The following is a 26,373-nucleotide window of genomic DNA, read 5'->3' on the forward strand; positions in this document are numbered from 1 at the left end:
CCCCGGGCGGCGCCACTCTCTCCCCACCAGTACGACCACCGCGCGGTCGTTTCGCTGTCCACCTGCGCGGTCAGCACAGCGACCAGGATCAGGCACCAACAGACACTCAAGGATTGGACTCCGATACTCAAACCCTCGAGGGGATCGAAGTGAATCGAATATGGCAGGGTCCCACCGGCACGGTCGTCGTCGCGGTTCTCGTAGGTAGCGCCCTCACCGTACCGTCTCCACTCGCCGCGACCGGCAGTGGATCGGGTCAGGGCGGGGCCACCCGTTTCGACACGACCAGTGCCGATTCGCTGCCCATCTGCGGCATGAGCGCGAGTGGTGACGACGGCAACAGGCGGCGTCCGCGTCTACGGCCAGGATCATAGGATTTACAACAACCACTTCGAAGGACTCACCGGCACGGGCTACGACGCGGCGTTGCAGCTCGACGGAGGCGATGTCGACACCTCGGGCGCGCTCTCGGCTCACTGGCGTGTGTACCGGATTACCGTGGTACACAACACCTTCGTCAACAACGCCTCGAACATCGAGATCGGAGCCAACTACACCCTCGCCCCGGTCGACAGCATGGTGGCCGACAACCTCGTCGTCGGCGGTCAGGGCAAGCTGTTCAACGAGCTGAGAACGCCGGTGAACATGACGTATGCCGGCAACATCGGCTGGGTGACCGGTTCAGCCAGCGTCGGTGTCCCCGAGGGCGTACGAGTCGTCGATCCGCTACTGAGCGCACAGGGTGAGGTGTATCGAATCGCACCCGGCAGTCCTGCGGCCGACACCGCCACAGGCGCCTACGCCTTCGTCACCGAAGACATGGACGGTCAGCCCCGAAGCGGTGTACCCGACGTCGGCCCGATGAACGGTCCCCCGCCTTGGTCGTCCGGGCACCGCTCACCCCGACGGATGTCGGCATCCACGCGCTCTGACAATCGGATCGGGATCTGGTCCGCAGCCACACGTGCCCTGGGCGGCGGACCAGATTGCGCGGGAGGATCAGCGAGGGCACGGCCCGGACGGCGACACCCGCCGGCCATCGAACGACGTCGGGTTCTCCGTCACGCCGCCGGACGACACGTCTGGCGCTGTTCCCCCAGCCCTTCGATGCCCGCCCGCACTACGTCGCCGTCGCTGAGATAGGGGAACCGACCGGACATCGCTACTCCTTCTGGCGTGCCGGTGTTGACCACGTCACCGGGCTCCAGCACCAGATACTGACTGAGATACCAGACCAGGTGGTAGACATCGAAAATCATGTCCTGGGTGGTGGATGCCTGCCGAGGCTGGTCGTTGACGTAGCTGCTCAAGGCGAGACGCTGTGGATCGTCGATCTCGTCTGCGGTGACCAGCCAGGGTCCCAGCGGATTGAACGACTCGCAGCTCTTGCCCCTGACCAGTTGACCGCCGGAGTCGTTGCGTTGGAATTCCCGCTCGGACAGATCGTTCGATACGGCATATCCGGCGATGACGTCGCCCGCGTCCGCGGGCGACGCCAGATAATGGGCTCGCCGACCGATGACGACGGCCAGCTCGACCTCCCAGTCGGTCTTGGTCGATCCCCGCGGCAGGATGATCTCGTCGAAGGGCCCTACCACGGTGTTGGATGCCTTGAGGAACACAACCGGCTCAGCCGGCGGCGCGGCACCGGACTCCGCCGCGTGCCGGGCGTAGTTGAGCCCGACGCAGGCCACCGTACCCGGTCTGGCGACCGGCGCACCGACGCGAACGCCGCTGACATCGAGCTGGGGTAGGTCGCCCGCCGCCATGGCGGCGCGCGCTCGATCGATGCCGCCGCCAGCAAGGAAAGCGGCGTCGATGTCATCGGTGACGCCGGTCAGATCGAAATGACGACCGTCGACGAGCAGCACAGGTCGCTCCTGGCCCCGGGGGCCGATCCGCATGAGCCTCACGATCAATCCTCTCGATACAGGACAGGTCGACACCGGAACCGCACGGCATCACCGAGATCACCCGGCCGGTCGTAGTAAATCGATGCACCAGCATTCTGGTCAACCGCTCGAGGTATGTCAATCGGAGTCGCGCTGGCCGCCGCGTGGCGCCCCTGCCGAAGTTCGCTACGAAGCTTCTCGGCGCGCATCGGGACACCTTCCCACCTGGCCCAATGGGCGAGGTCTCTACCAACAGCAGCCGTGGCCCGCTTCGCCGGGCTCGGTTTCGGGCGAGGGTCTGGCGTCCATCCCTGGTCCGTGCCGGACGCTCAGGAGGGTCGACAGCGTCAGCCACCTCAAGTGGCGCGCGGCGTGGGTCGACTCCGAACGCGTCGAGTGGGCTGCCGGGTTCACGACCGAGCGGGACGCCGTGGCCCATGTGGCAAAGCTGGCACCGGGTGGGGTCGCGCTTCCACGACCTACGGCACTCGTACGCGACTGTTCTGGGCGTCGCACGGCGTGCCCGTCAACGACGTCCCGGCGGTCATGGGTGGGTCATGGGCGCTGACGATCCGCTGACGAGTGAGGGTCTGGAGTAGGCCAGTCAGCAGCAGAGGCACCCCGTTCGGGGTGCCTCTGCTGGCAATATCGATGGTGGGCGATACTGGGATCGAACCAGTGACCTCTTCGGTGTGAACGAAGCGCTCTCCCGCTGAGCTAATCGCCCTCAGCGCGCACGACTGTACCTGATCCCCCGGCCTTCGCGCACACGCGGGGGGCACCGATCAGGTCGTGGCGAGGTAGCGCAGGAAGCTGGCGATGACGTCGATGCCGAGTCCGACTTTGAGCGAGATGGCCAGGACCACGGCGACGAGAAGCAACCCGACGCCGGCGATGGCGAGCCGGACCGGCCAGGTCTGCCGGGCGGCCCAGCGCGTCCATCGGTGCACGTGCCGGCGGGCGAAGGCGAGCAGCCGCTTGGCCCAGTGGAATTCGACGCCCCAGACGGCGAGCCCGGCGAAGACGATCAGCCAGCCCGGACCGGGCAGCGGGATGAGCGCGAGCCCGAGCAGAACGATCAGCGCGCCGAGCAGGCCGACCCCGACCTTCAGTGCTATCCGCCCGGTCGGGTTGGAACGGATCAGCGCCAGGGTCATTCTGACGCGTCGCCGCAGGCCGGCGATCCGGCCCGGTGAAGCCGGATCGGGACGTTCGGTCACCGAGACCGATCCGCCGGAACCGTTGTGCGATGCGTTGACGTGCGACACCGCACCCGCTCCTTCCGACGTCGACCGCCCGATCCCGACAGCCTCGCCGTCAGGTTCGTACGGCGTGTGACCCTGCGCTGAATTCTGGGTCATCCGCTTAGAGGAGGAGGGATTTGTGGCCATTTTGCCCCTCATTGTCGCTCGCCCCGTCACCCAAGGGCACCACTGGACGTTACCGGAGTGGGTCGACGTCTGAACCACCCGACGCCGGGCACATCCAGATACCCAAGCAGAACCGGACAAGCAACTCAAACAAGTTGGATTGGTGCACTCCCGGAACCGCTTCCCTCTACTGGGTGAGATCAGCGTATGACTGAGCGTGATTACGAACAGAACCTGAGTATGGGGAAAGCGGGGCAGGCGTCCCGCAGCGGTGCCGGGGGGAGAACGTCCATGAGTGTCATCCGACCAACGACCGTCGAGGTCGAGACGTCACTGCGACTCATCGCGCCGGACGCTACCGCGCTGCCGGTACGGGCCAGCCTGCGCTACGAACCAACCGATCCGTACGCCGTACACGTGCTCTTCCACGCGGAATCCGCTGGCGGCGAAGCGGTCAGCTGGTCCTTCGCGCGAGAGTTGCTGGTCACCGGACTGGACGAACCAGCCGGTATCGGCGACGTGCGGGTCTGGCCGTGGGCCACTCCCCGAGGCGACTTCGTCGCGCTCGCGCTGAGTTCGCCGGACGGCAACGCGCTCTTCGAGGTGCCCCGCAGTGTGCTGGTCCGATTCCTACGCCGCACCTACGTCGTCGTGCCACGTGGACGGGAATCCGATCACCTGGACGTCGACGCCGCCGTCAGCCGGCTGCTCGCCGGACGTTGATCGGGGCTCTCGCACCATAAGCTCCGCACCGTACGACGGATAAGCTCCGCACCGTACGACGGACCGGCTCCGCCGCACCGCGCGGCGGGCCACGAACGAAACGGCCGGATCTCGCCCGAACGGGATGGTTCAGGACCGTTTCGCGTGACGGGAGTACGGCGATGCGCCGTACTCCCGCCGCTGGTGGCGGTCCGACCACCACGGTCCCGCCGGGCGTCACGCGTACGGCGGTCGCGTACCGGATGCGGAGTTGGCGTCCGGAGGTTACCGTCGAATCGATGGTTGATCCTGATCAGCGCGATATGGCGGCACCGGACGCGGCACCCCGGCTGGGAGAACCAACGATCAGGGCAACCACTCTACGTGACATGTCCACGGCAGTAGAGTTCCGAAAGCCGGAGCTGATCACCCATGACGAGCTCCTCCTGGTCACCGCCGGACATGGCTCGCACGAGATCGACTTCGTGACGTACCCGTGCCGGCCCGGAACCTTGTTGCGCGCGCACGCCGGCCAGGTGGTCCGACGCGGTGGTCAGGCCGGTCTCGACGCCGTACTGGTGCGGTGGACCCCAGATCTGATCGACGAGACAGCCACGCTCGGCCGCGCCCACTGGCAACTCGTCGGTGAGGACGAGGACGCGATCATCAACGAGATCAGTCAACTCGTGGTGGACAGCCAGCGACCCCGCCGAACGCCGTTGGTCACCTCGCTGCTGGAACATCAGCTCCGGGTGCTGCTGCTGCGGATCGCGCTGCTTCCCGGCGATCCCGGCGACGGTGTCCCCGCCTCGGCTGGAGTCGGCCAGCCGGCCGCGCCGGCCGCCGGCGAACCCGAGGAGGGTCCCGGACTCCCCTCCCGGCTGGACACCTTCCGTCGTTTCCAGCAGGAGGTCGAGCGCGACCACGCCCGTACCCGACGGGTCGAGGAGTACGCCGAGCGACTGGGGTGTGCCGTGCGGACCGTCACCCGAGCCAGCCTGGGTGTCACCGGACGCACCGCCAAGCAGGTCATCGACGATCGGGTCGCGCTGCAGGCGAAGCGGCTGCTGGCCGCAACCGACCTCCCGGTCGCCGAGGTCGGCCAGCGGCTCGGCTTCCCGGAGCCGACGAACTTCGGCCGGTTCTTCCAGCGGGAGGTCGGCCGTAGCCCGGGGGCGTTCCGGGCCGGCGTACGGCAATCCGGTCGACGCGACGCCGCCCCGCCCGCTCGCCCCATCGGTTTGCCGGGTGGCGGGCCTGGCCTGGGGCCGACCCGGTCCGGCCACCGATGACCCGACCGGTCCCGGCAACCGGCATGATGGGCAGGTGCAGATCTCCGCGCGTGGCGACTACGCCGTACGGGCAGCGCTGATACTGGCCGCTGCCTACCCGACGCTGATGTCCACCCAGGCGGTGGCGGCCGAGCAGAACATGCCCCGCAAGTTCCTGGAGGCGGTGTTGGCGGACCTGCGTCGCGGCGGAGTGGTCCGGGCCCAGCGGGGCGCCGAGGGCGGTTACACGCTGGCGCAGCCGCCTCGGGACATCACCATCGGTGCCGTTCTGCGTGCCGTGGACGGACCGCTGGCGGGGGTGCGTGGGCTGCGTCCGGAGGAGACCCGGTACGACGGCGCGGCCGAGAACCTGCCCCGGTTGTGGATCGCCGTCCGGGCCGCCGTACGCGAGGTGGTCGACGAGGTCAGCCTCGCCGAGGTGCTCAGCGGACGGATGCCGGCCCACGTCCGCAAGTTGACCCTCAAGCCGGACGCGTGGGAATCACGCTGACCTCGGTCCCGCTCCCGCCGGGTCGCGCACACCCCGTCCACCCTGGAGGCGGCATGCGGGTCACCAGGTTTACCGATCGTGCGACTCGGGAATTGACGAGCCACTCGTACGACGGCTGAGGGAGAGAGGGAGCCACGGCCATGGGTCTGATGTTCCGCAAGCGTAAGAAGTTCGGCCCGTTGGTGTTGAACTTCACCGAGAACGGGTTCTCCTCGTGGACGATCAGGATCGGCAAATGGTCCTGGAACTCTCGAGCTCGGGCCCATCGCGTCGACCTGCCCGGGCCGTTCTCCTGGAAGCAGGACAAGTCCCGGAGCTGAGATCGCTTGTGCCGGGATCACGGCCGTCGGACACTGCCAGGTGTCCGACGGCTTCTTGCATGCATGGGTCCGGCCGCTGGCAGGGTCCACGGCGCACCACGATACCCACACTGTAATAACACTGTATTGCTATTCATCGGTAGAGAATCATGTCCATGTCCGACATCGCCAGACCCAGCCGGGTAGCCCGAGCCGAGATCATCCGCACCACCGTCATCTGCGTACTGGTCGTCGTCATCTACTACCTGGTGCCGATCGAGCCGGGCGTCACCGGCGTCCACCGCTTGGTCCGCGCGGCGATCACCGGTGTCGGCGTGCTCGTGGTGGCCGCGATGGTGCTGGCCCAGGTTCGCCGGCAGCTCACCGCCGATCCGGCCGACGTGCGGCTGACCCGGCTGGCCATCGCGATCGTCAGCGGGGTCATCGTCTTCGCCCTCGCCGACCTGGTCATCTCGTTCAGCGACCCGGGCCAGTTCGTCAACATGACCACCAAGACCGACGCGCTGTACTTCGCGATCGGCACCCTCACCACCGTCGGGTACGGCGACGTGCACGCCCAAGGCCAACTCGCCCGCGCGGCAGTCTGTCTGCAGATGGTGTTCAGCGTCGGCGTGCTCGCCACCGGAGCGTCGTTGCTGGTCAAGCGCTGGACTGAACGGGCGGCGGCGCGGCGCCCGACGTGACCCGGTAGCGGGCAGCCGTAGGAGTGGCGCGTCACGGCGTATCGATCGCCGGCGTCACCGCTGGTTCTATCGTCACGTCCCCGCCAAGTCTGCCGTGCTCGGGCCGGCGGCGGGCCGCACCGGCGGCGAGCAACTCGGCCACGGCCCGGTTGGCGTCGGCGGCCCGATGGATCGTCTCGGTGACCGCGAACCGCCGCAGCTCGGCGACGGTCAGCGGCCCGGTTCGGGTGAGCCGCGCCAGCAGCGTCTCCGGCAGCGATCCGGACCGGTCGGTCATCGAGCCCGGCGGCGGATCCTGCGTCGACGGACCGCCGGTGAGGCGCGGATCCCGCAGCGTCATGCCGTTGCCGGCCGCCACCGACCAGATCGCGTCCTTGACCGCCTCGATCCGCTTGCCCGAGGTGGTGGCGAAGAACAGCCCGAGCGCCGTGTCCGGGCCCGGCCCGCCAGCCGGGTCGATGCCTGGTACCAGCCCGCCAGCCGGGTCGCTGCCTGGTACCAGATCGACCATCGTGACCAGTGGAAGTTCGCTCGCGTCCGGTGCGCTACTCGGGCCACCGGCACCGCGCGCACCGGCGGTGCTCAGGAGCAGGATCTCGGTGGGGTGCCCGGCGGCCATCGCCCGCCACACGGTCGGGTCGGGCACCTGCTCGGCAACATGGTCGAGGTATACGAACAGCGGTGCCCGAGCCGCTGACGCGGCGGCGAGAGCCACCGGGATCCGCTGGGCGCCACCGGGCAGCAGGTGCACCGACACCCCGGCCGGCAGCGCCGCCTGGGCGGCACCGAGCCGGGTCGCCAGGTCGAGCGGATCGCGCCCGGCCGCCGGGCCGCCGTCCGCCGGGCCGGCGAGGGTGACCACGGTCAGGTGGCAGCCGCTCGGCAGGTCGGCGGATGCGGCGATCACCCGCAGGGCGGCGTCGGCCGTGCCCGCGTCCGCGCCGGCGTACGCCTGGACGAAGGTGGCCCGGCGGGAGCGGTGCAGCGTCGACAGCCAGGTGCCCAGGTGGCGAAGGAGTAGGTCGCGGCGCGCGGCGGCGCACGGGTCGGTGGTCACCTCACCGTTCTACCCGTCGCGAGCCGGCCGGTTCAGACCGGTACGGAGACTCCCACTCCGCCACGGGTCTGGCCGCCGTACCGCTGCTTCTCCCGGGCCAGGTCGAGTGGGCGGATCCGCTTGCGCGCGGCGAGGGCCTGCTCGTCGAGCCGGTCGGCCGGCACCAACCAGACGACCTCGAACTCCAGGCCGTCCGGGTCCTTGCCGTAGAGGCTCTTGGTGGTGCCGTGGTCGGAGCTGCCGGCCAGCGCTCCGGCCTCCGCCAAGCGGGCGGCGAGGGCGTCGAGCTCGTCGAGCGTGTCGACTTCCCAGGCCAGGTGGTAGAGACCGACGGCGCTGCGACCGGCCGGGGAGGCGGCGGCGTGCGCGCCGATCTCGAACAGTCCGAGGTCGTGGTCGTTGGTGGAGCCGGGAGCCTGCAGGAAGGCGGCACCGGCGAAGCCGTCCGGGGTCATCGGGACGAGCCGGAAGTCGAGCACGTCCCGGTAGAACGCGACGCTGCGGTCGAGTCGGGAGACGAACAGTACGGCGTGGTTGAGGCGGTGGATTCCCATGTCCACCACCGTAGCCCGAACTAGTTGAGCATTCAACCAAATTGGGTATGATGGTCGTCATGACCCGCTGGCTCGACGACGACGAACAACGCACCTGGCGCGCCTTTCTCGCCGCCACCCGGTCACTGATGACCACCCTGGACCGCGAGCTGCACAGCCAGGCCGGCTTGTCGCACGCCTACTACGAGATCCTGGTACGACTCTCCGAAGCTCCCGAGCGGACCCTGCGGATGAGCGAACTCGCCGAGGCCACCGACTCGTCCCGGAGCCGGCTCTCCCACGCCGTCGCTCGGCTGGAGGCCACCGGCTGGGTCCAGCGCGAGGACTGCGCCACGGACCGACGCGGCCAGTTCGCCGTCCTCACCGAAGCGGGTTTCACCGCGCTCGCCGACGCCGCGCCGGGACACGTCGAGGGCGTCCGTCGACACCTTTTCGACCAACTCACCCCGGATCAGATCGAGCAACTTCGCCGAATCAGTGAGGTGGTCATCGCCCATCTGGACGGTAACAATCCGCCATCATGAGCAAACTGTCCCACATCAGACCCTTGTACAGACCGTCGTCGGACACGCACGATGGGACGTGTCTCTCGGCCTGGGCGAAATCACCACGCAGGCGCACGGCCTGATCAGTGTCGGCGACCTGCCCGCAGCGCGAAACCTGCTCACGGCTGCGTTGGCCGGCACCGATCCCCGACCCGCCCACGCCAGCGCCGACCACGCCGACGCGGCCGGGTTGCTCGCCCGGGTGACGGTGGCGCTCGGTGACGCCCCGGCGGCTCGCGCCTGGGCCGCCTACGCCTACTCGGCGAACCAGCGACTACACAGCGCTACCGACGAACGCACCATCGGGGCGGCCGCCACGCTCGCCGCCGTACTGCACCGGGTCGGCAGCCACGCCCGCGCCGCGCACCTCTACCGGGAGGTGATCGACGAACTCTGCGCCATCGACGGTCCGGAGTCGCTCCGGGTCCTCGCCGCCCACGCCGACCTGGCCACCGTCGAATTCGCCCACGGCCAGTGCGACATCGCCCGCGACCGGCTGGAGGACGCCTGGGAGCTACACCGCGAGGTGTACGGCGAAGGCCATCCGGCCGGGATCAAGATGCTCGCCCGACTCGGCTCGATGCAGCGTGACTGTGGGCGTATAACCGAATCCGACGTCAGTCTCGCCCTCGCGGTCGAACTCTGCCGTACCCAGCTAGCCGCCGACCATCCGCTGGTCGGCCAGGTCGCGGCACTGGCGCAGGCATCCGCCGATCCCGGCCACCAGTGCGGCGGCGACGGTGGACTGGACCAGTACCCGACCGGCGGACCCGACGACGATCCCGGCGCGGTCACCGGAGACGGAACCGAAGCGTCGATCACCGCCCCTGGGGGGACAGCCGGGGTGGGCGGCACCGCCGCACCCGGTCAACGGACCCCGGCCGAGGAGAGGTTCGCCGACACCGGCCAACGTGCGGACGGTCAGTTGACCGCCGCCAGGTCCGACGACGACGACGGCGGCTGGGCATCCGACGAGCCTGCCGGGGAGCGGTACGACCAGCCGTGGGCCGAGCCGGGTTGGATCGATCCCCAACCGGCCCCGACCGAGCTGACCGATCCGTCATGGTCGGCGAACCTGTGGTCCGAGCCGGCGGCCCACTCGACGCCCACGGCCCAACCGGCGTCCACGGCCCAACCGGCGTCCACGGCTCCGGCGCAGACCGAGGTGCCCTGGCCCGACCTGCCGGACCCGTCGAGGACGCCACCCGAGCGGGGCGCCGACGATCCCTGGGCCCACCAGGGTTGGATCGAGCGGGAGACCATCGGCGCCGACACCGACGATCCGGTGTGGTCGCCCAGCGGCTGGCTCGCCGAGGAGCCACGTTCCCACCCGAGACGCGACGACGCCGGCCCGGCGGACGACTTCCAGCGGTCAACCGAGGCCGGGCACGTCGGCGGGACGGTTCCGCCGCCCCGACTGGCCGCCGACCACTCCGAACCGACCAACGCCTGGGACACCGGCACGTCGGCCGGCCCGCGATGGCCGGACGTCTCCGACCCGCTGACCGCCCCGTCGGCCTACCCGGCGGACGACAACGGCGACGGCCCCGCCGACGACCGCGACCCGACCGGCACCGCCGACGACCGCGACGCGACCGGCACCGCCCACAACGGTGACAACGGACGGGCGAACATCCCGCCGCCCCGCCTCCCGGCGGACACCCGAGGTGCCGAACCACCCCCGGGGTCGGAGACCGGCGCCGACACGTGGCTCTTCGACGAACCGTGGTGGCCACCGGAGTTGACGGTGACCGACGACGAACAGTCCTCGTCGGCCGACGGCCCGCCGCCGGACAGCCGGTCGATCAGCCCGTTCGGACCGGTCCGCTACACCGCGACGGGCGGTAGCGGGGCGGCCGGTCCTGTCGACGCGCCACCTGCCGAGTCCCAGCCGGCCGAGCGGTGGTCCGACGAGCCGCAGCCTGACGAACGGTGGTCGACCGATTCACCGTCGCGCGCCGATGCCGGGCCGCAGGGCACGCCGCCCGGCGTACCCGCCTTCGTGCCGAGCCCACGTGGTCCCTACTCGGCCGGTCATCGGGTCGCGCCCGATCCGGTCAACGAACCGAACACCGGTGACGACCCGAACACCGACGACGACCCGGCCGACCGATGGTACGGCGACCCGCGCGGCGACGGTTCCGCGTCCGACGCCTCCACTCACCCTGCGACCACGGCGGGCGAGCGGCCCGGCGGCTCGTCCGGGACGCTGTCGCGGATACCCCCGCGGGAGATCAGTCGCATGCCGGACCGGCGGCGGCATCTGCCGGTACGGCGAGCACGCGGCCAACTGGTACCGGTGCACCGGCCGACGGCGTCCGTACCCCGGCCCCGGGCGCCGATGCTGGTCTTCACTGGCATGGTGGTCGTGCTGCTTGGTGCGGCGGCGGTGGTCGCCGGGGTCAGTCTGGTGGACGAGACACCGCCTGGTCCGGTGGCGGCACCGAACGACCCGGCCGCGACGCCGAGCGCGGCGGCCAGTCCGACACCCGAACCCGCTCCACCGGGCACCCCGCCGACCGGCGTCAGCTTGCGGGACAACCGGGACAGCGTCCTGCTGGGCTGGACCTATCCCCCGGGTGCCGAGGGCCCGGTGCTGATCTCCGGCGGCCGGGCCGACCAGCAGCCCCGCGCGTTCATGGAGCTGAGCCCGGGGGCGACCAGCTACGTGGCTTACGGGCTGGACCAGTCGACCGACTACTGCTTCACCGTGGCGGTGGTCTACTCGGCCGACCTAGTCGGGGCGGCCGACCCGGTCTGCACCGATCGCGCCGCGTCGACCGCCGGCTGAACGGAGCGGGCGGCCGCGTCAGGTCCGTGCCCGACATCGTCGACGTCCACGCGGTCGTCGGTGCCGTCGTCGGTGTCCTCGGTGTCGTCCGCCAGCAGGTCGGCGGGGAGCCGGACGCGGACCCGTAGCCCCGGTCGGGCCGCCGAACCGGCCGCCGCACCGGGCGCGGAATGCTCCACAGCGGCGTCGGCGTCGGCGTCGGCGTCGGCGTCGGCGAGGTCGACCGTACCGCCGTGTTGGCGGACCAGTTGCCGGACGATCGCCAGGCCGAGACCGGCCCCACCCGCGTCGCGCGCCCGCGCGTCGTCGAGCCGGGTGAACCGGTCGAAGACCCGTTCCCGATCGTCTGCCGGCACCCCCGGGCCGTCGTCGGTCACCACCAGCTCGTGCCAGCCCGGCGGACCCGGTCGGGCCGCCACCACGACCTCGTCGTCGGCGTGCCGGACGGCGTTGTCCAACAGGTTCGCCAGCACCCGCACCAAAGCGTCGGAGTCACCGGCGGTCCAAAGCGGCTGGCCGGGGGCGACCACCCGTACCGGCGGCGCCGGATAGCGGGCGGTCACCGTCAGGATCAGCTCACCCAGCTCGATCGGACCCACCGGTCCGAGCACGCCCACACCGGTGCCGGTCGCTGCCCCGGGTGCCCCGGCCTGATCCGCCCTGGCCAGCAGCAACAGGTCGTCGACCAGCCGGCTCAGACGGTGACTGTCCGCGAGCAGGTCCTCGGCCACCGCCGACCAGTCGGTACGCGGCCCGAGCCGCTGCGCCACCTCCAGTTGCGTCCGCAGGCTGGCCAGCGGGCTGCGCAGCTCATGGGCGGCGTCGGCGACGAACGCCCGCTGTCGGGCGCGACCGGCTTCCAGCCGGTCCAGCATGCTGTTGAGTGTGACGGCCAGGCGTTGGATCTCGTCACTGCCTTCCGGGACCGGCAGGTGGCCGGCCTGTTCGCCGCCGGTGATCTCCTCGGCGCCGGCCCGCAGCTTCTCCACCGGGCGCAGCGCCGCCCCGATCGTCCGCCACAGCAGCGCGGCGACCCCGGCGACCAGCAGCGGAAACGCGAGCAACAAGATGACGCGCACCAGGGTGACGCTGCGGGTGATGTCGGCTATCGAGCGGGCCACCAACACGGTTTGCGGGTCGGCGACGGTGCCGGCCGGGACCGCGGTCACCCGGACCGGGCCGCGCAGACCGAGCCGGTCACCGGGGATCGTGATCCGGGTGAAGCCGTCGTCGAGCCGCGCGCGTTCGGCGGTGTAGAGCATCGGGACGAGCCGGTCGGCACCGATCGATGCCGCCCGTACCCGTCCCTGCTCGTCGACGATCTGCACCCGGACCTCGTTGCCGGCGACCGGCAACGGATCGGGCAGCGCGTCGGCGGCGACCAGCTCGGCGATCGCCTCCCCGGTGGTCCGGGCGTCGGCGTCCGCGCTGCGATCCAACGCCACGGCGAGCGCGACGCTGAGCCCCACGGCGCCAGCGGCGAGCCCGGCCGACACGCCGAGCACGCTGATCACGGTCAGCCGGGTCCGCAGGCTGAGCCGGGCACCGAAACGACGGAGCAGCCGGGCCGGCGCGGCGATCCAGCCGGACCCGCCCGGGTCCGACGCGGTCACGGGCGGAACGGGATGCCGCGTCACGGGCGGAACGGGATGCCGCGTCACGGGCGGAGCCGGTAGCCGGCGCCGCGTACGGTCTCCAGGCGTTCCCGGCCGATCTTGCGGCGCAGGTAGCCGATGTAGACCTCTACGGCGTTCGGGGCGGTCTCGACGCTCGCCTCCCAGACGTGGTCCAGCAGTTCGATCTTGGAGACGACCTCCCCGGCCCGACGCATCAGGTACTCCAGCAGGGCGTACTCGCGGGCGGTCAGGGCGATCTCGGCGTCGGCCCGGGTGACCCGCCGGCGGGCCGGGTCGAGACTCAGGTCACCGGCGGTGAGCACCACCGGCCGCTGCGGGGCGCCGCGCCGCAGCAGGGCCCGCAACCGGGCCACCAGCACCACGTACGAGAAGGGTTTGGTCAGGTAGTCGTCGGCGCCGCAGTCCAGGCCGTCGGCCTGGTCGTACTCCCCGTCCTTGGCCGACAACATGAGCACCGGTAGCCAGTTCTGCTCGGCCCGCAGCTGGCGCACCACCCGATAGCCGGACAACCCGGGCAACATCACGTCGAGGATCATCGCGTCGTAGCCGCCGTGGCGGGCAAGTTCCAGTCCGCGCGGACCGCTGCCGGCCACGTCCACCACGAAACCCTCCTCCTGCAATCCGCGACGCAACGCGTCGGCCAACCGGGCCTCGTCCTCCACCACCAGCACTCGCACCGGTCAAGGGTGCCACCCGGTCGGCATGTCACGGTGCCGACGGACCCGCCACGCTGAGCGCGTTCACAGGTCGAACCGGCGCTCTCAGCCCCTTCTCAGCCCGGCCGGGGCAGCATGGTCACAGGAGGTACGGATGATGTCGGTATTCACATCCCGGCCGGCGATGCGCTGGCTGGTCCCCGCAGCGGCGGCCGCGGTACTCGTGGGCGGCGGTGCGGCCGTCGGCGCACTCGCGGCGTCGGCCGATCCGGTGCTGCCGCCCCGCAGCGCCGAGCAGCTTCTGGTCGATCTGCAGTCCGCCGAGGTGGACGGAATGTCCGGTACGGTGGTGCACCGCGCCGAGCTGGGTCTGCCGTCCGCGATCAACCTGGCCAGCCAGTTCGGTGGCGGGCTGGCGTCCCTCGTCGACGGCACCAACACGGTGCGGGTCTGGTACAGCGGACCCGATCAGGCGCGGATCGCCGTGGCGAACACGCTCGGTCAGACCGACGTGATCCGCAACGGTCGGGACGTGTGGACCTGGTCGAGTCAACTGGACAAGGCCAGCCATCACGTGTTGCCGCAGGACACCGAGGATGCCGAGGGTCGGCCGGCGCCGGAGGATCTGGCCCCGGAGGACTTCGTCACCCCGCAGGCCGCCGCCGATCAGGCCCTGGCCGCGATCGACGAGAGCACCGAGGTGACGGTCGGCCGGGCGGCCGAGATCGCCGGACGCACCGCGTACGAGCTGATTCTCACCCCGCGTGACCCGGCGTCGCTGGTCGGGGAGATCCGGATCGCGATCGACTCGGCCGAGTACGTGCCGCTGCGGTTCGCGGTCTACGCCGCCGGTGCCGAACGGGCCGCGATCGAGACGGCGTTCACGCAGGTCAGCTTCGAGCGTCCGGACGCGGAGCAGTTCGTGTTCAACCCGCCGCCGGGTACCGAGGTCGAGGAGGGTACGGAGTTCTTCGACGACCTTGGATCCAAGGAGAAGCACCGGCCGGGTGGCGTGCCGGGTGGCCCGGACGCCGAACTCACCGAGGAGTGGGCGCAGGGCCGGGCCGGCGAGGACGCGGTGAAGACCGTGGGTGACGGTTGGGCGACGGTGCTGGTGGTGACCCCGCCTGCGGAGCTGGCCGGCCGGTCGGCGGCGGAGGCGGCCGAATCGGCGGCGGACGCGGCGGAATCGGCGGACGCGGCCGATCTCGCCGGGGCGCTGCGGATGCTGGGGGATCTGCCGCAGGTCGACGGCGACTGGGGCAGCGGGCAGGTGCTGTCCAGCGCCCTGTTCACCGTGCTGTTCACCGACGACGGGCGGATCCTCGCCGGGGCGGTCGGCCCCGAGCGGCTGTACGAGGTGGCGGCCGAGACCCGGTAGTCCACGGCCCCCGCCTGGACCGACAACTTGACCGGTCCATCACCGGCGCTGATGCCCTCGCCGAGGGCGTCAGCGCCGGTCTCGTTCGTGGGTGACCGACGGGATCCGAAGCCAGCGGCCTCGCAGGTAAGGGCTTTCCAGAGCAGCAACTTAACCGGTTGCGTAGCCGCCGGAGACAGGTCTACTCTGATGCCTGCGCGAAGGGCCGGGGTAGTTACCGACATCGAGTTGACCTTGTCAGCCGGTGTGTCAAGGTCCCCATGCACGGCATGGGGCCGCTACCCGAGGTAGGTCATGAAGACACGTCTGCGCGTCGCGGCCGCGACGCTCATCGCTCTGTTCGCCTCTATCGTGGTCTTGGTCCAACCGGCGCACGCTGCCGTCGGTCTGCACGTCAGCGGTGGTCGCCTGGTCGAAGCGAACGGTACGCCGCTGGTCCTGCGCGGGGTCAACCATGCGCACACCTGGTACGCCAGCCAGACCAGCTCGTTCGCCAACATCAAGTCACTGGGTGCCAACTCGGTACGGGTGGTGCTGAGCAACGGCCACCGCTGGACCCGCAACGACGCCAACGACGTCGCCAACGTCATCTCGCTGTGCAAGGCCAACCGGTTGATCTGCGTCCTGGAGGTGCACGACACCACCGGGTACGGCGAGGAAGGTGCCGCCGCGACCCTGGCGTCCGCGACGGACTACTGGATCAGCCTGGCCAACGTGCTGCGCGGCCAGGAGAACTACGTGATCATCAACATCGGCAACGAGCCGTTCGGCAACAGCGGCTACCAGAACTGGACCAGCCACACCACCAGCGCGGTCCAGCGGCTGCGCGGCGCCGGGTTCGAACACGCGATCATGGTCGACGCGCCGAACTGGGGGCAGGACTGGACCTTCACCATGCGCGACAACGCGCAGTCGGTCTGGAACGCCGACCCGGCCCGCAATCTGATCTTCTCGATCCACATGTACGGCGTGTTCGACACCGCCGCCGAGATCAGCGACTACCTGGGCCGGTTCCGGTCGGCGAACCTGCCGATCGTGGTCGGCGAGTTCGGGCACAACCACTCCGACGGCAACCCGGACGAGGACTCGATCCTGGCCTACACCCAGCAGCACGGGATCGGTTGGCTGGGCTGGTCGTGGAGTGGCAACAGCGGCGGCGTCGAATACCTCGACATGGTCACCAATTTCAACGTCAACGCCCTGACGTCGTGGGGCCAACGGCTGTTCAACGGTGCCAACGGCATCCAGCAGACGGCCCGGGAGGCGACCATCTACAGCGGCGTCACCCCGACCACCGCACCACCCACGACGGCTCCCCCGACCACCGCACCGCCGACCACCGCACCGCCCACGACGGCTCCTCCTACCACCACTCCCCCGACCACTCCGCCGCCGGCCGGGGCGTGCAGCGCCACGTACTCGGTCATCGGTCAGTGGCAGGGCGGCTTCCAGGGTGACGTACGGGTGACCGCCGGCGGATCGGCGCTGCGTGGCTGGCGGGTCAGCTGGACCTTCGCCAACGGCCAGACCGTCAACCAGGCGTGGAACGCCACTGTCACCAGCACCGGATCGAGTGTGTCGGCTACCAACGTCAGCTACAACGGCAACCTCGGCGCCGGACAGAGCACCACGTTCGGCTTCATCGGCAGCTGGAACGGCACCAACAGCGTTCCGACAGTGAACTGCACCGCCCTGTAGGACCACCGACGGCCGCCCAGGACCTGGCCGGGCAGCGGTCTCGTTGCCCGGCCACCGGTGGGTCGCGGGCGCTCCGCCCCGGCCCACCCCGACTCACGCCGGTTCACCCCCGGGTGTCGGACTCTGGCCGACCGGCGGCGTCCGGCTCACGCCGCGACGGGTCACACCGGCCGGGGCCGCATTCGCGGCGGGCGACCCGTACCCGCCAGACGACGAATCCGACGACCACCACGACCGCGATCACTGCCGCGACCGCCTGACCGGCGACGTCCTCGATCGCCGCGTACGACGTACCGGCGAGGTAGCCGATCGCGACGGTGCCGGTCCCCCAGATCAGCGCGCCGGCCACGTTGTAGACGAAAAAGCGCCGGTACGGCATGTGCGCCGCGCCGGCCAGGGCCGGCATGACGGCGTGGAAAAAGGTGACGAACCGGCCGACGAAGACAGCCATCCCACCCCGGGCGGCGAGTCGGTCCTGGGCTCGGCGTACCCATGATTGGCGGTTGCGCAGGAAGCGCATCCGCAGCAGCCGGGGTCCGAGCGCCCGCCCGATCAGGTAGCTGGCGGTGTCGCCGGCGACGGCGGCGGTGACCACGACCACGGTGATGCCGGCGAGGGAGATGGTGCCGAGGCTGGCGGCGACGCCGCCGAGGATGGCGGCGGTCTCGCCGGGGAAGACGAAGCCGACGAAGAGCGCGTCTTCGGCGAAGACTAGCAGCCAGACCAGCAGGTAGATCAGCATGCCGTCGAGGGACAGCAGCCTCTCCAGCCAGTCACTCAACACGACGCCCCCACTCAGCGGGGGGCTGCGACTCGTCGAACGTAACAGCATCGCGGCGGCGACCGCACCGGTAACCGCGACGCCGCCGACCGCACAGGTTGGCGCGACGCCGCCCGGCCGGCGGGGTGCCCGTGACGGCCGGCGTCTGGTCGCCGGGCGTCACGGGCCCATCCTCCCCACCACAGAGAGGGGCGACACCGGAACCCTTAACCGGTTAAGCGCAACGTTACGCCGCCGTCACCGACACCGTCAAGGGAGACATCGATCACCATCTTCACAGTCGGGCTCCCGAGCAGCGGCACCACCCACGCCCCCCGTACGGCGCTCAGCGGGCCTTCGCCAACCGCAGCATCGACCAGGACACCGGCGGCAACGCGACCTCCAGCCGCCCCTGATCCACCGCCGCACCGGACACCGACCGGGGCCGTACCCGATCGGGCCGCGCCGACGTGTTGGCCGCCCGTACGTCCGGATCGGTCAACACACAGCGCTCCGCCAGCTGGTAACCGGGGAACGCCCGCAGGTCCACGCCGAGGGCGAGCGACTCGGAGCGGCTGCGGTTGACGGCGAACACCGTCAACGCGTCGGCGTCGTCGTCATGGGTGGCCACCGCGTCCAGCATCGGCACGTCGCCGTACTTCGCCGTGGTCATCAGCGGTGCCCGGCACTCCACCCGCAGCACCTCGCCCCGGGCGTGCCGAGCCGTGTAGGCGAACGGGTAGAAGATGGTCTGCCGCCAGGCCGGTCCACCCGCTTCGGCCCGGATGCCGGAAATGGTGTTCACCAGTTGCGCCTGGCAGGCCGCCGTCACCCGATCGCTGCGACGCAGCAGCGTGATCAGCAGCGAACCGACCACCACCGCGTCCGCCAGGGTGTAGTCGTCCTCGCTCAACGCCGGTGCCCGTACCCACTCGCCGGGCACCCCGTGCTGGAGGAACTCCCGCATGTACCAGACGTTCCACTCGTCGAACGAGATGTTCATCCGCTTGCGCTGACGAGTCTTGGCCCGCACATGGTCGCAGGTCGCCACGATGTCCGAGATGAAGTTGTCCATCTGCACCGACGAGGCGAGAAAGCTGTCCAGATCCCCGTCGAGCTCCTCGTGATAGAGGTGGGCCGAGACGAAGTCGACCTGGTCGTAGGTGTGCTCCAGGATGGTGGCCTCCCAGGAACCAAAGGTCGCCATGTCCGGCCCCGAGCTGCCGCAGGCGACCAGTTCCAGATCCGGATCGATCATCCGCATCGCCCGCGCCGTCTCGGCCGCTTTGCGCCCGTACTCGTCGGCGTTCTGATGGCCGAGTTGCCACGGACCGTCCATCTCGTTGCCGAGACACCACATCCGGATCCCGTACGGCTTCTCCCGGCCGTGCGCGCGGCGCAGGTCGGACAGGCGGGTGCCACCCGGATGGTTGGCGTACTCCAGCAGCTCCATGGCTTCCTGCGGACCCCGGGTGCCGAGGTTGACCGCCATCATCGGCTCCACCCCGGCGACTTCCGCCCAGGTCATGAACTCGTCGAGGCCGAACTCGTTGGTCTCGACGCTGTGCCACGCCGGGTCGAGCCGGGTCGGCCGCTGCTCACGCGGCCCGACCCCGTCCTCCCAGCGGTAGCCGGAGACGAAGTTGCCGCCGGGGTAGCGCACCACGGTCACGCCCTGTTCCCGGACCAAGTCGAGCACGTCACGGCGCAGTCCGCGCTCGTCCGCCTCGGGGTGCCCCGGCTCGTAGATCCCGGTGTAGACGCAGCGGCCCATGTGTTCGACGAACGATCCGAAGGTCCGCCGACGCACCGGGGCCACGACGAACGCCGGGTCGATGTGCATCGTGGCGGTGACCGGCTCGGCCGCCGCCATCAGGACGTCGCTCCCGCCAGCGACCCGCCGCTGTCGGTCGTTAACATCGATAGTCATCGCCGATGATCCTTTCCGTGCCCCGAGAGGCGGCGACTTGACCGCCCCGAGGACGCACGCTGTTGAACGCCAACCGACCCACCGTGTCGAACGCTAACACGCGACCGTCGGCGCGCCATCGCCGTGCGAGACGGGCAGTCGCGCCCGCGTGAGCCGGTCGATCTGCCTCTGGCGCGGGCCCCGGATCGCCTGGACAATCGGCGATATGGCGGTGCTGTGGCTCGGTGGTGCGGTCCTGCTGACGTTCCTCAGCGGCTTTCTGATCGGCCAGGGGTCGGGGTTCCTCATCATCGCGGTCGCACTGGTATGGGCAAGTGCCGCCGCCTACGTGGTTGCCGCCATTTGGCCAGCTCAGGCACCGTACGATGGGCCGGCCAGCCGGTCGTGGATAGTCGTCAACGCCGGGCGCACACTGCTCGGGATCGCGGTCGCGGTGCTCAGCAGCGGTTTCGCCCTCGCCTACGGCGAAGGCAACCTTTCACCGTACGGCGAGCAGGTCACCGCCGAGATCACCGAGATCAGTGACGAATGCGCACCGGAGGCCCCTTCGTGCCATCCCAGCTACCGCCTGTCGGTTGCGGGCGACGACCTCGGTTGGGTTCCGGTATGTGCGCCGGCCGGGCCGGTCGGCACGACGGTCGAGGTTGACGTCGACCCGAACGGTCAGCGACGGCCGTGGCCCACTTCCTGTATCCCCGGGCGAGACAGCGCACAAACGATCACCACGCTGTGTGTCGGCGGCGTCGGCACCATCGGCCTGGTAGCCGTCGCCGATTCGGGGTGGCGCGCCAACCGTTCCCGGGTCCTTCGCCGGCGCGGCGACACCGAGCCCGACTGACGTACCAGCACAGCCGTCGACGCCCTGTCGTCGATGGCCAGCTCTGACTCCACGGCACCGTCGGCAGGCGGGCTCGTCCGGGTGGGCGGGGCATGCTCGTCCGTCAGAGGTCACTGCCAGCACACTTCACCCGGCGGAGGATCGGCGTGCGACGCAGTGCCCTACTCATCGGCTCTCAGACGTACGGCCTCAGCGGCGTCGGCAACGACGTGGACACCATGGCGGACCTGCTCGACCGACGGGGATTCACGGTGACCCGTCGCGAGTGCGCGCAGGCCACGCGGGCCGAGATCCTCGACGCGTACGAGCGGTTGATCCGCGACACCCGCGCGGACGACGCCGTCGTGCTCTACTACAGCGGGCACGGCGGCCTCGCGGTGGCCCCGCCCGACCTCGCCCGTGCGAGTCGGACCTCGGGCGCGACCCGGAGCGCCGGGGTGGGACGGGGCGCGCCGCCGAAGCTGCAGTTCATCGTGCCGACTGACTACGCCGAATCGACCGAATCCGACTTCCGGGGCATCACTGGCGCGGAGCTCTCGGTGCTGCTCGTCCGGCTGGCGAACGTGACCAACAACATCACCGTCGTCGTCGACGCCTGCCACGCCGCGCACGTGTCGCGCGACGACGAACTGGTAGTCAAGGCACTGCGCGGCCGGACGTACATCGACATCGAAGAACACCTGAGCCGCCTGCGACGCCAGGGCCTGGACACGGCGGTACGGGACGTGCTCGGCAACCAACGCGCCGTACGGGTGGTGGCCTGCGGACGCGACCAGTCGGCGTACGAGCACACCAACGCCGCCAGCCGGCGTACCGGAGTTTTCACCGAGGCCCTGGCACGGACGCTGACCGAGACCGGGGAGCAGCCGGCGACCTGGGCCGGCCTACTTTCCCGGGTACGCGAGCGGGTCTGGGACGCCGTGCCGTGGCAGCGACCCGAGGCCGAAGGCCCGGCCCACCGGCTGCTCTTCCAGACTGTCGCCGACCAGCCATCGCCGGTCGAGGACCGGTCCCCGCTGGGGGCTGCGGTCACCGTGGAATGGGGCCGCGTCCACGACGGCCGACCCGCGCCGCTGCCGGCGGCGGGGGCGACGCTGGCCGACGACGACCACGTGTACGTGCGCGTGCGCAACACCGGCCACGCCACCGTGCACGTGTCGGTCCTCGCGTTCGACGCGCAGTCGCGGATCTCCGTGGTCACCTCGCTCGACCCGTCAGGTGTCCCGGTCGGTCCGGCCGAGGAACACCTCGTCGGCCGTGACGAGCTGGACGGACGGCTGGTCGGGTTCCGACTTGCCCGGCTCCCCCGGCTCCCCCGGCTCCCCCGACCGTCCGGCGTCGATGACGGCGACACCCACCGCGACGCCTCCCCCGAAGCGGCGATGGTCGTCCTGGTCGCCTCGGCCCCGGCCACCCCGGTGAAGGCATACCGGGAGCTTGGCGCAGGTCACCACGGGTCGGTCCGGCACGACGTACACCGGATCTCGTTCCGCTGGGCACCGGTCCGTCAGTAACCCACATGAGCGCGACAACCGAGGTGTTCGGCGCGGCGGACGCGACCGACGCGACCCGTGACCCGGATGGAGGATGAGCAGCTGTGTCGATCAAGGACTTGTTACTCGGGCAGAAAGACGACACCGTGTACGCCCGCGCGGTGCCGCAGCGGGTCGAGCTGACCGAGACGTACCGGGTCAGGCAGGACATCTCCAACAATCGGTCGGTTGAGCAGGACGGCGACGGTGCCGGCCGCCTCGAGATCATCGTGCCGTACGACGGGCAGCGGTACTTCACCCAGGAGGCCTCCAGCGATGTCGCGCATGCGCTGCCGTCGGGTCCCGGGCCGGACAGCCGGGCCATGATCGGTCATCTTCTGTTGACTGACCACCACAAGGCGACCCACCTGCCCGCCGAGGTCCACCACCACACCTCGGCCGCTGTCCTCCCGCTCACCGTGCCGCTGACCGACGCGGGTGCTCCGATCAACCTGACCCTAGACCGCCAGACGTGCGAGATCCGGCACGACTACCAGCTCCAGAACCCGCTGGTCTACCCGGTGGAGTTCACCGTCAACGTCCACGATCTCGACAGCCTGGAAGACGAACTGGAGGACGCCGCCAGAGTCGCCGACGACCTCGATCCGGAGACGGTACGGGAGAAAGCCTGGGATCGGATCAAGGGGAAGTGGTACACCAATCCGCAGCAGATCATCAGCAGGTTCGACCGAAAGGCCAGCTTCACCAACGAGTTGTGGCTGACGTTCGCCCTCCGGATCGTGCTTCCCGTCGAGCCGCGCCCCCGCCAGCTGTCTCCCGAGATCACGAGCATGTCCATCGACTGGCCGACGCTCACCTCGCTGCGCAGCACCAGGCTCTCCGTCAAGAATCTCGAGTCGCCGGCGAGTGAGGACCCACTCCGGAAGGTGGTGCGCTACAACCCGGTCGAGCGCCGGCTGGAATGGGACGACGTTCCGGTGCGCTACCTGGAACCGGAGGAGTCCGGCCACGACGGCACCGTTCAGATGTTCCACAGCGACATCGCCGTGCTCTACGTCGGACATCCGGGTGACCTGTTGAAGGACGACGTGTTCGAAGTCGACGCGGAGGTCGAGATCCCGGGCTACCTGATGTCCGGGGTGCGGGCCAGGTTGTACGACGCGACCGGACACCCACACGCGCTGCGGCCGGAGCTGTCGACGAAGCTGGCGATCACGGCGAAGGTGTATCTGGGCGACGTCTTCGCAGGGCGGGCGTTCTCCCCGTACCAGCAGTTCGTCTTCGACGACATCATCCCGGAGGAAATCCGGATCACGGATATCGAAACCGTGCTACGCAACGCCCGGTTCACGGTCAAGAAACTGCCGGAGGAACCGCAGAACCCGGCCGCCCCGAGGTGGCTGCTGCTGGCCCGACGCAGCCAAGGACCGGACGACCTCGAACTGCGGATTCTGATCGAGGGCAAACGGACACAGCTTCTGCGTCAGCAGAAGATGGGCAACACAGTGGTCGAAGGCGCCAAGGAGAGTGGCCGGATCACCGTCTCCATGCTCGGCACGTTGCACCGCGACCACAAGGAGATCGCCCGCGTGATGAACACCGTGCAGCAGGAAATTCGGGAGCGGTTCGTCTACCACCAGTTGTCGAGAAGGAAAGCAGCCGAGTGATGAACGAGGAAGTGGTTGGCCGCGCGCCTCGGGCGCGCTGCTACAAGTGCGGACACGACAAGATCGCCTCGCTGTGCCACCATTGCCAACGTCCGATGTGCCGCAAGCACAGCCCGATGGTGTTCCGGCCGGAGAAATCCCAGGGCGGCACGTCCGGTGGCGGCAGGGCGAAACCGGCCAAACCGATCAGTGCGGAGTTCGCCGGCTTCGGCCTCGACAGCGCCACAGCGGGCGTCTATCACTGCGACGACCACGATCACGTCGTCAATGGCATCCCGTACCGCTGGATCGCGCTCGGGGCGGCTGCCGCGGCGCTCGGCACCCTCCTGCTGGCCGTACACCTCGCGACCGGGCTGATCCTGATGCTCGCCGGCCTGGTGACGGCCGGCGGCGCGCTGCTCGTGCACTACCTGCGGGCCCAGAACGCGACGCGCCCCCCGCTGCCGATCGTGCCTCAGCTGGGCTCTGTCGAGCTCGTCGAACGCCTCAGCGGGTACGTCCGCCTGGACGACGCCGGCTACGCCAGCACAGTGGACTCGCTAGCCGGGACGATGACGGTCACCATGTCGACCAACAACGCCTTCGCCGGGATCCAGGCGTACCGCAAACGGTTCACGCTTCCCCCGTCCGAGCCGGTGCCGTTCTCCTGCGGCTACCTGATGTTCAAGGGAGACGTCGGGCTCGCTTTCCGTCCCGGGCAGACCTCGGTCCTGCCCGCCGGGACCGGCATCGCACTCGGCGGCGATTCCGCCGACGACAGTCCGCTGCTCCGACCGGCAGCACAGCGGCCACACGACGAGCCGACCTCCGTCGTCGACTACGAGATCCTGGACAGCCGCACCCCGGGCGGTATCCCCCTGTGGATCGTGCCGTCCCTGGTCCCCACGTCCGATCGCCGTACGCTCGAAATCGACCTGCACTGGAATCCGCTCGGGGAGGAGCCGGACAACCTCACGCTGTCGGTGTTCGACCTGATCCAGCTCGAAGTGCCGGCGAGCTGGGGTCACCTGGAGAACTCCGCACCGGGCCGAGCCGAGGTCAGCCTCCGCGACGACGGGTATCGGGAAATCCGGTGGAAGCAGGTCAAGCCGAGCGCCGCCGCCGGTACCAGCCGTAGTCTGCCCCTGACGCTACGATTCGAAAATCGCATCACCGAGATGCCCGAAACGGCCGTCGACAGCGACGCCGGGCCTGCCCGGACCGGGGACGACAGCCCACGGACCAGGCTCACCGTGTCCGGCAAACTCGAGGCGACGTTCGACAAGCTCCTCTCCGGCGTCACCGGCGTCGGTGTCTACCTGCCCGGCGGCGGAGCCGGACACCGGCTGAAGGCCACGACGCAGACCCGGGTGGCCGTCGCGCTCGACGCCAGTCTCCGCTCGATCCGTTATCAGGAACAGCGGGCGATCCCGGACGACAAGGCATCCGATCACCCCCGGGCGGACGAGTTCCACGGTGTCGTCCCCGACCACAGCGTGGTGGCGGAACTGACCAACGCCATCAGCTACGACGACTACTACGTCAAGAGCGTCGTCGAGCACCTGCCGTATCTCGACGACGCGCGATCCGGGGTGAACCGCGTCTGGGACATTTCCGGCCGGCGGTACATCGGACTGTTTCCCATCGACTTCGACATCAACCTGCGCGGCGAGGAGGTCGGTGCCTCGTTCGGAAGCATCGGCAAGACGACCGCCACGGTGACGGTCAAGGGTACCCACGCGATGGGCGTCCCGGTCGGGATACGGCCGTCGATCGAGCCGGCCGACGACAGCACCGCGCCGGATACCTCCGGCGACGAGCTGCTCATCCACATCGAGAACACCTGGGAAAGCCTGCGCGACCGGGTCACCCGGTTGCTCGCCGCCCGCGCCGCTGGCGCCGCCGACCCCCGCGCGCTGCCGTCGGCGGAGACGACCGTCGCACCGGACGACGTGATCGACGGGCAGACCTGGCCGGACGACACCATCCGGGTCGAGGCCACCGTCGGGCCGGAGTACGGGTCGGACGTCCCGTTCGCAGCGGACGACCCGAGCCAACGGATCGCCGAACTGCGTCGGCAGCGCGGCGTCGCCGGTGAGGCGGTGGTCTCGGGACGCATCTCGGAAGAGACCTATCGATCGGTCGTCGCGCAGATCGACGCCGAGCTAGCCGGATTGGAGTGCGAACGATGATCGTCACCTGCGGGGGCGGCGGCGAGCCCCTGGAAGACAAGCAGATCCTGGTGTGCCACCACTGCGGGACGCCGGTCTGCCGGGCCCACGGTCGGATCATCGCCCCCGACCATGCCTTCGCCGACGCTGACGCTGATTCGGCGGCCCCAGATGGCGTCGATTCCCCGGACCCCGATTCCGATACGCCGAATCCGGTGCCCCACCCGGTGCCGCTTCCCGCGCGGCCGACGACCGCACCCTCGGCCCGGGGCACCGCCGTGAGCGCGCCGCCCGCTGTGCACTGCGAGAAGTGCGCCAAACGGTTTCACCCGAACGAGATCCGCAGGGAACGGGCGGCCAACGTGAAGGAACAGCTGAAGAGGTTCAGCGGGGAACGATCGGCGGGCAGGCCTTGATAGCGGTAGCCGTCGTACCGGATGAACTGACCGTCGACCGACGGACGTCGC

General features: G+C 69.9%; 22 protein-coding genes, 1 tRNA gene and 1 pseudogene. 15 read left to right on the forward strand and 9 right to left on the reverse strand.

Annotated elements, in window-relative coordinates; genetic code table 11:
• The first annotated feature begins 324 nt into the window (after positions 1 to 324).
• A complete protein-coding gene (locus O7632_RS22240; protein WP_278116907.1) occupies positions 325 to 1,143 on the forward strand; it encodes a chondroitinase-B domain-containing protein in 819 nt (272 codons plus the stop codon).
• On the opposite strand, the gene O7632_RS22245 is transcribed toward O7632_RS22240, so the two are convergent.
• The 3 genes from O7632_RS22245 to O7632_RS22255 all read right to left on the reverse strand — a co-directional run bounded on the left by O7632_RS22245 (position 1,062) and on the right by O7632_RS22255 (position 3,112).
• Positions 1,062 to 1,871, reverse strand: coding sequence for a fumarylacetoacetate hydrolase family protein (locus O7632_RS22245; protein WP_347403588.1), 810 nt, complete (start codon positions 1,869 to 1,871; stop codon positions 1,062 to 1,064). The genes O7632_RS22240 and O7632_RS22245 overlap by 82 nt on opposite strands.
• Before the next feature lie 673 nt (positions 1,872 to 2,544).
• Positions 2,545 to 2,619: transfer RNA gene (locus O7632_RS22250), tRNA-Val, on the reverse strand.
• 58 nt (positions 2,620 to 2,677) lie between these two features.
• Complete coding sequence (locus O7632_RS22255; RefSeq protein WP_278120278.1) at positions 2,678 to 3,112, reverse strand: TIGR02611 family protein; 435 nt, start codon at positions 3,110 to 3,112, stop codon at positions 2,678 to 2,680.
• Between the two features lie 441 nt (positions 3,113 to 3,553).
• Between O7632_RS22255 and O7632_RS22260 the strand changes: the two genes are divergently transcribed.
• From O7632_RS22260 to O7632_RS22280, 5 genes are all read left to right on the forward strand, one after another.
• Entirely contained in the window at positions 3,554 to 3,985 is a 432-nt protein-coding gene (locus O7632_RS22260; RefSeq protein WP_278116909.1) for an SsgA family sporulation/cell division regulator, read from the forward strand.
• Positions 3,986 to 4,353: 368 nt separating this feature from the next.
• The gene (locus tag O7632_RS22265) at positions 4,354 to 5,256 is read left to right on the forward strand and encodes an AraC family transcriptional regulator (protein ID WP_278116910.1); all 903 of its coding nucleotides are present in this window, start codon (positions 4,354 to 4,356) and stop codon (positions 5,254 to 5,256) included.
• Between the two features lie 34 nt (positions 5,257 to 5,290).
• On the forward strand, positions 5,291 to 5,746 hold the full coding sequence (locus tag O7632_RS22270) for an Rrf2 family transcriptional regulator (RefSeq protein ID WP_278116911.1): 456 nt from the start codon (positions 5,291 to 5,293) through the stop codon (positions 5,744 to 5,746).
• A 140-nt stretch (positions 5,747 to 5,886) separates the two neighbouring features.
• The gene (locus tag O7632_RS22275) at positions 5,887 to 6,066 is read left to right on the forward strand and encodes a DUF4236 domain-containing protein (protein WP_278116913.1); all 180 of its coding nucleotides are present in this window, start codon (positions 5,887 to 5,889) and stop codon (positions 6,064 to 6,066) included.
• 155 nt (positions 6,067 to 6,221) lie between these two features.
• A complete protein-coding gene (locus tag O7632_RS22280) occupies positions 6,222 to 6,749 on the forward strand; it encodes a potassium channel family protein (protein ID WP_278116915.1) in 528 nt (175 codons plus the stop codon).
• A gap of 31 nt (positions 6,750 to 6,780) precedes the next feature.
• Here O7632_RS22280 and O7632_RS22285 read toward each other — a convergent pair whose 3' ends face one another.
• Both O7632_RS22285 and O7632_RS22290 read right to left on the reverse strand, forming a co-directional pair.
• Entirely contained in the window at positions 6,781 to 7,806 is a 1,026-nt protein-coding gene (locus O7632_RS22285) for a hypothetical protein (RefSeq protein WP_278116916.1), read from the reverse strand.
• A 32-nt stretch (positions 7,807 to 7,838) separates the two neighbouring features.
• Positions 7,839 to 8,360, reverse strand: a complete 522-nt coding sequence (locus O7632_RS22290; RefSeq protein WP_278116918.1) for a VOC family protein — start codon at positions 8,358 to 8,360, stop codon at positions 7,839 to 7,841.
• A 50-nt stretch (positions 8,361 to 8,410) separates the two neighbouring features.
• Here O7632_RS22290 and O7632_RS22295 point away from each other — a divergent pair, with 50 nt between their 5' ends.
• Together O7632_RS22295 and O7632_RS22300 are read left to right on the forward strand one after the other, a co-directional pair.
• Positions 8,411 to 8,884, forward strand: a complete 474-nt coding sequence (locus tag O7632_RS22295; RefSeq protein ID WP_278116920.1) for a MarR family transcriptional regulator — start codon at positions 8,411 to 8,413, stop codon at positions 8,882 to 8,884.
• A 58-nt stretch (positions 8,885 to 8,942) separates the two neighbouring features.
• Positions 8,943 to 9,635, forward strand: a pseudogene (locus O7632_RS22300) (tetratricopeptide repeat protein); the annotation flags it as partial.
• A 1,991-nt stretch (positions 9,636 to 11,626) separates the two neighbouring features.
• Here the strand turns inward: O7632_RS22300 and O7632_RS22305 are convergent.
• Positions 11,627 to 13,276, reverse strand: a complete 1,650-nt coding sequence (locus tag O7632_RS22305) for an ATP-binding protein (protein ID WP_278120281.1) — start codon at positions 13,274 to 13,276, stop codon at positions 11,627 to 11,629.
• Positions 13,277 to 13,353: 77 nt separating this feature from the next.
• Entirely contained in the window at positions 13,354 to 14,010 is a 657-nt protein-coding gene (locus O7632_RS22310; RefSeq protein ID WP_278116922.1) for a response regulator transcription factor, read from the reverse strand.
• Positions 14,011 to 14,146: 136 nt separating this feature from the next.
• Between O7632_RS22310 and O7632_RS22315 the strand changes: the two genes are divergently transcribed.
• On the forward strand, positions 14,147 to 15,370 hold the full coding sequence (locus O7632_RS22315) for a hypothetical protein (RefSeq protein ID WP_278116923.1): 1,224 nt from the start codon (positions 14,147 to 14,149) through the stop codon (positions 15,368 to 15,370).
• A gap of 294 nt (positions 15,371 to 15,664) precedes the next feature.
• Positions 15,665 to 17,068: a cellulase family glycosylhydrolase gene (locus tag O7632_RS22320; protein ID WP_278116926.1), complete on the forward strand. Its 1,404-nt coding sequence runs from the start codon at positions 15,665 to 15,667 to the stop codon at positions 17,066 to 17,068.
• 103 nt (positions 17,069 to 17,171) lie between these two features.
• Here the strand turns inward: O7632_RS22320 and O7632_RS22325 are convergent, their stop codons facing one another.
• Together O7632_RS22325 and O7632_RS22330 are read right to left on the reverse strand one after the other, a co-directional pair.
• Positions 17,172 to 17,852 carry a DedA family protein gene (locus tag O7632_RS22325; protein WP_278116927.1) on the reverse strand — a complete coding sequence of 227 codons (681 nt, stop codon included), beginning with the start codon at positions 17,850 to 17,852 and terminating at the stop codon, positions 17,172 to 17,174.
• A gap of 322 nt (positions 17,853 to 18,174) precedes the next feature.
• Entirely contained in the window at positions 18,175 to 19,701 is a 1,527-nt protein-coding gene (locus tag O7632_RS22330) for an alpha-N-arabinofuranosidase (RefSeq protein ID WP_278120283.1), read from the reverse strand.
• 262 nt (positions 19,702 to 19,963) lie between these two features.
• Between O7632_RS22330 and O7632_RS22335 the strand changes: the two genes are divergently transcribed.
• From O7632_RS22335 to O7632_RS22355, 5 genes are all read left to right on the forward strand, one after another.
• On the forward strand, positions 19,964 to 20,596 hold the full coding sequence (locus tag O7632_RS22335) for a hypothetical protein (protein ID WP_278116929.1): 633 nt from the start codon (positions 19,964 to 19,966) through the stop codon (positions 20,594 to 20,596).
• Positions 20,597 to 20,742: 146 nt separating this feature from the next.
• Positions 20,743 to 22,110, forward strand: coding sequence for a caspase family protein (locus tag O7632_RS22340; protein WP_278116931.1), 1,368 nt, complete (start codon positions 20,743 to 20,745; stop codon positions 22,108 to 22,110).
• Positions 22,111 to 22,193: 83 nt separating this feature from the next.
• Positions 22,194 to 23,756: a hypothetical protein gene (locus tag O7632_RS22345; protein WP_278116932.1), complete on the forward strand. Its 1,563-nt coding sequence runs from the start codon at positions 22,194 to 22,196 to the stop codon at positions 23,754 to 23,756.
• Positions 23,756 to 25,927, forward strand: coding sequence for a hypothetical protein (locus O7632_RS22350; protein WP_278116934.1), 2,172 nt, complete (start codon positions 23,756 to 23,758; stop codon positions 25,925 to 25,927). Before O7632_RS22345 ends, O7632_RS22350 begins: the two co-directional genes overlap by 1 nt.
• Positions 25,924 to 26,322, forward strand: a complete 399-nt coding sequence (locus tag O7632_RS22355) for a hypothetical protein (protein ID WP_278116936.1) — start codon at positions 25,924 to 25,926, stop codon at positions 26,320 to 26,322. Before O7632_RS22350 ends, O7632_RS22355 begins: the two co-directional genes overlap by 4 nt.
• Positions 26,323 to 26,373: the final 51 nt, after the last annotated feature.

The organism is Solwaraspora sp. WMMD406 (genome assembly GCF_029626025.1).
Taxonomy (GTDB): domain Bacteria; phylum Actinomycetota; class Actinomycetes; order Mycobacteriales; family Micromonosporaceae; genus Micromonospora_E.

Coding starts and splice junctions, on each gene's coding strand:
- O7632_RS22260 (WP_278116909.1), top strand. CDS start 3,554: ATGAGTGTCATCCGACCAACGACCGTCGAGGTCGAGACGTCACTGCGA.
- O7632_RS22265 (WP_278116910.1), top strand. CDS start 4,354: ATGTCCACGGCAGTAGAGTTCCGAAAGCCGGAGCTGATCACCCATGAC.
- O7632_RS22275 (WP_278116913.1), top strand. CDS start 5,887: ATGGGTCTGATGTTCCGCAAGCGTAAGAAGTTCGGCCCGTTGGTGTTG.
- O7632_RS22280 (WP_278116915.1), top strand. CDS start 6,222: ATGTCCGACATCGCCAGACCCAGCCGGGTAGCCCGAGCCGAGATCATC.
- O7632_RS22290 (WP_278116918.1), bottom strand. CDS start 8,360: ATGGGAATCCACCGCCTCAACCACGCCGTACTGTTCGTCTCCCGACTC.
- O7632_RS22295 (WP_278116920.1), top strand. CDS start 8,411: ATGGTCGTCATGACCCGCTGGCTCGACGACGACGAACAACGCACCTGG.
- O7632_RS22315 (WP_278116923.1), top strand. CDS start 14,147: ATGTCGGTATTCACATCCCGGCCGGCGATGCGCTGGCTGGTCCCCGCA.
- O7632_RS22320 (WP_278116926.1), top strand. CDS start 15,665: ATGAAGACACGTCTGCGCGTCGCGGCCGCGACGCTCATCGCTCTGTTC.
- O7632_RS22330 (WP_278120283.1), bottom strand. CDS start 19,701: ATGGCGGCGGCCGAGCCGGTCACCGCCACGATGCACATCGACCCGGCG.
- O7632_RS22335 (WP_278116929.1), top strand. CDS start 19,964: ATGGCGGTGCTGTGGCTCGGTGGTGCGGTCCTGCTGACGTTCCTCAGC.
- O7632_RS22350 (WP_278116934.1), top strand. CDS start 23,756: ATGAACGAGGAAGTGGTTGGCCGCGCGCCTCGGGCGCGCTGCTACAAG.
- O7632_RS22355 (WP_278116936.1), top strand. CDS start 25,924: ATGATCGTCACCTGCGGGGGCGGCGGCGAGCCCCTGGAAGACAAGCAG.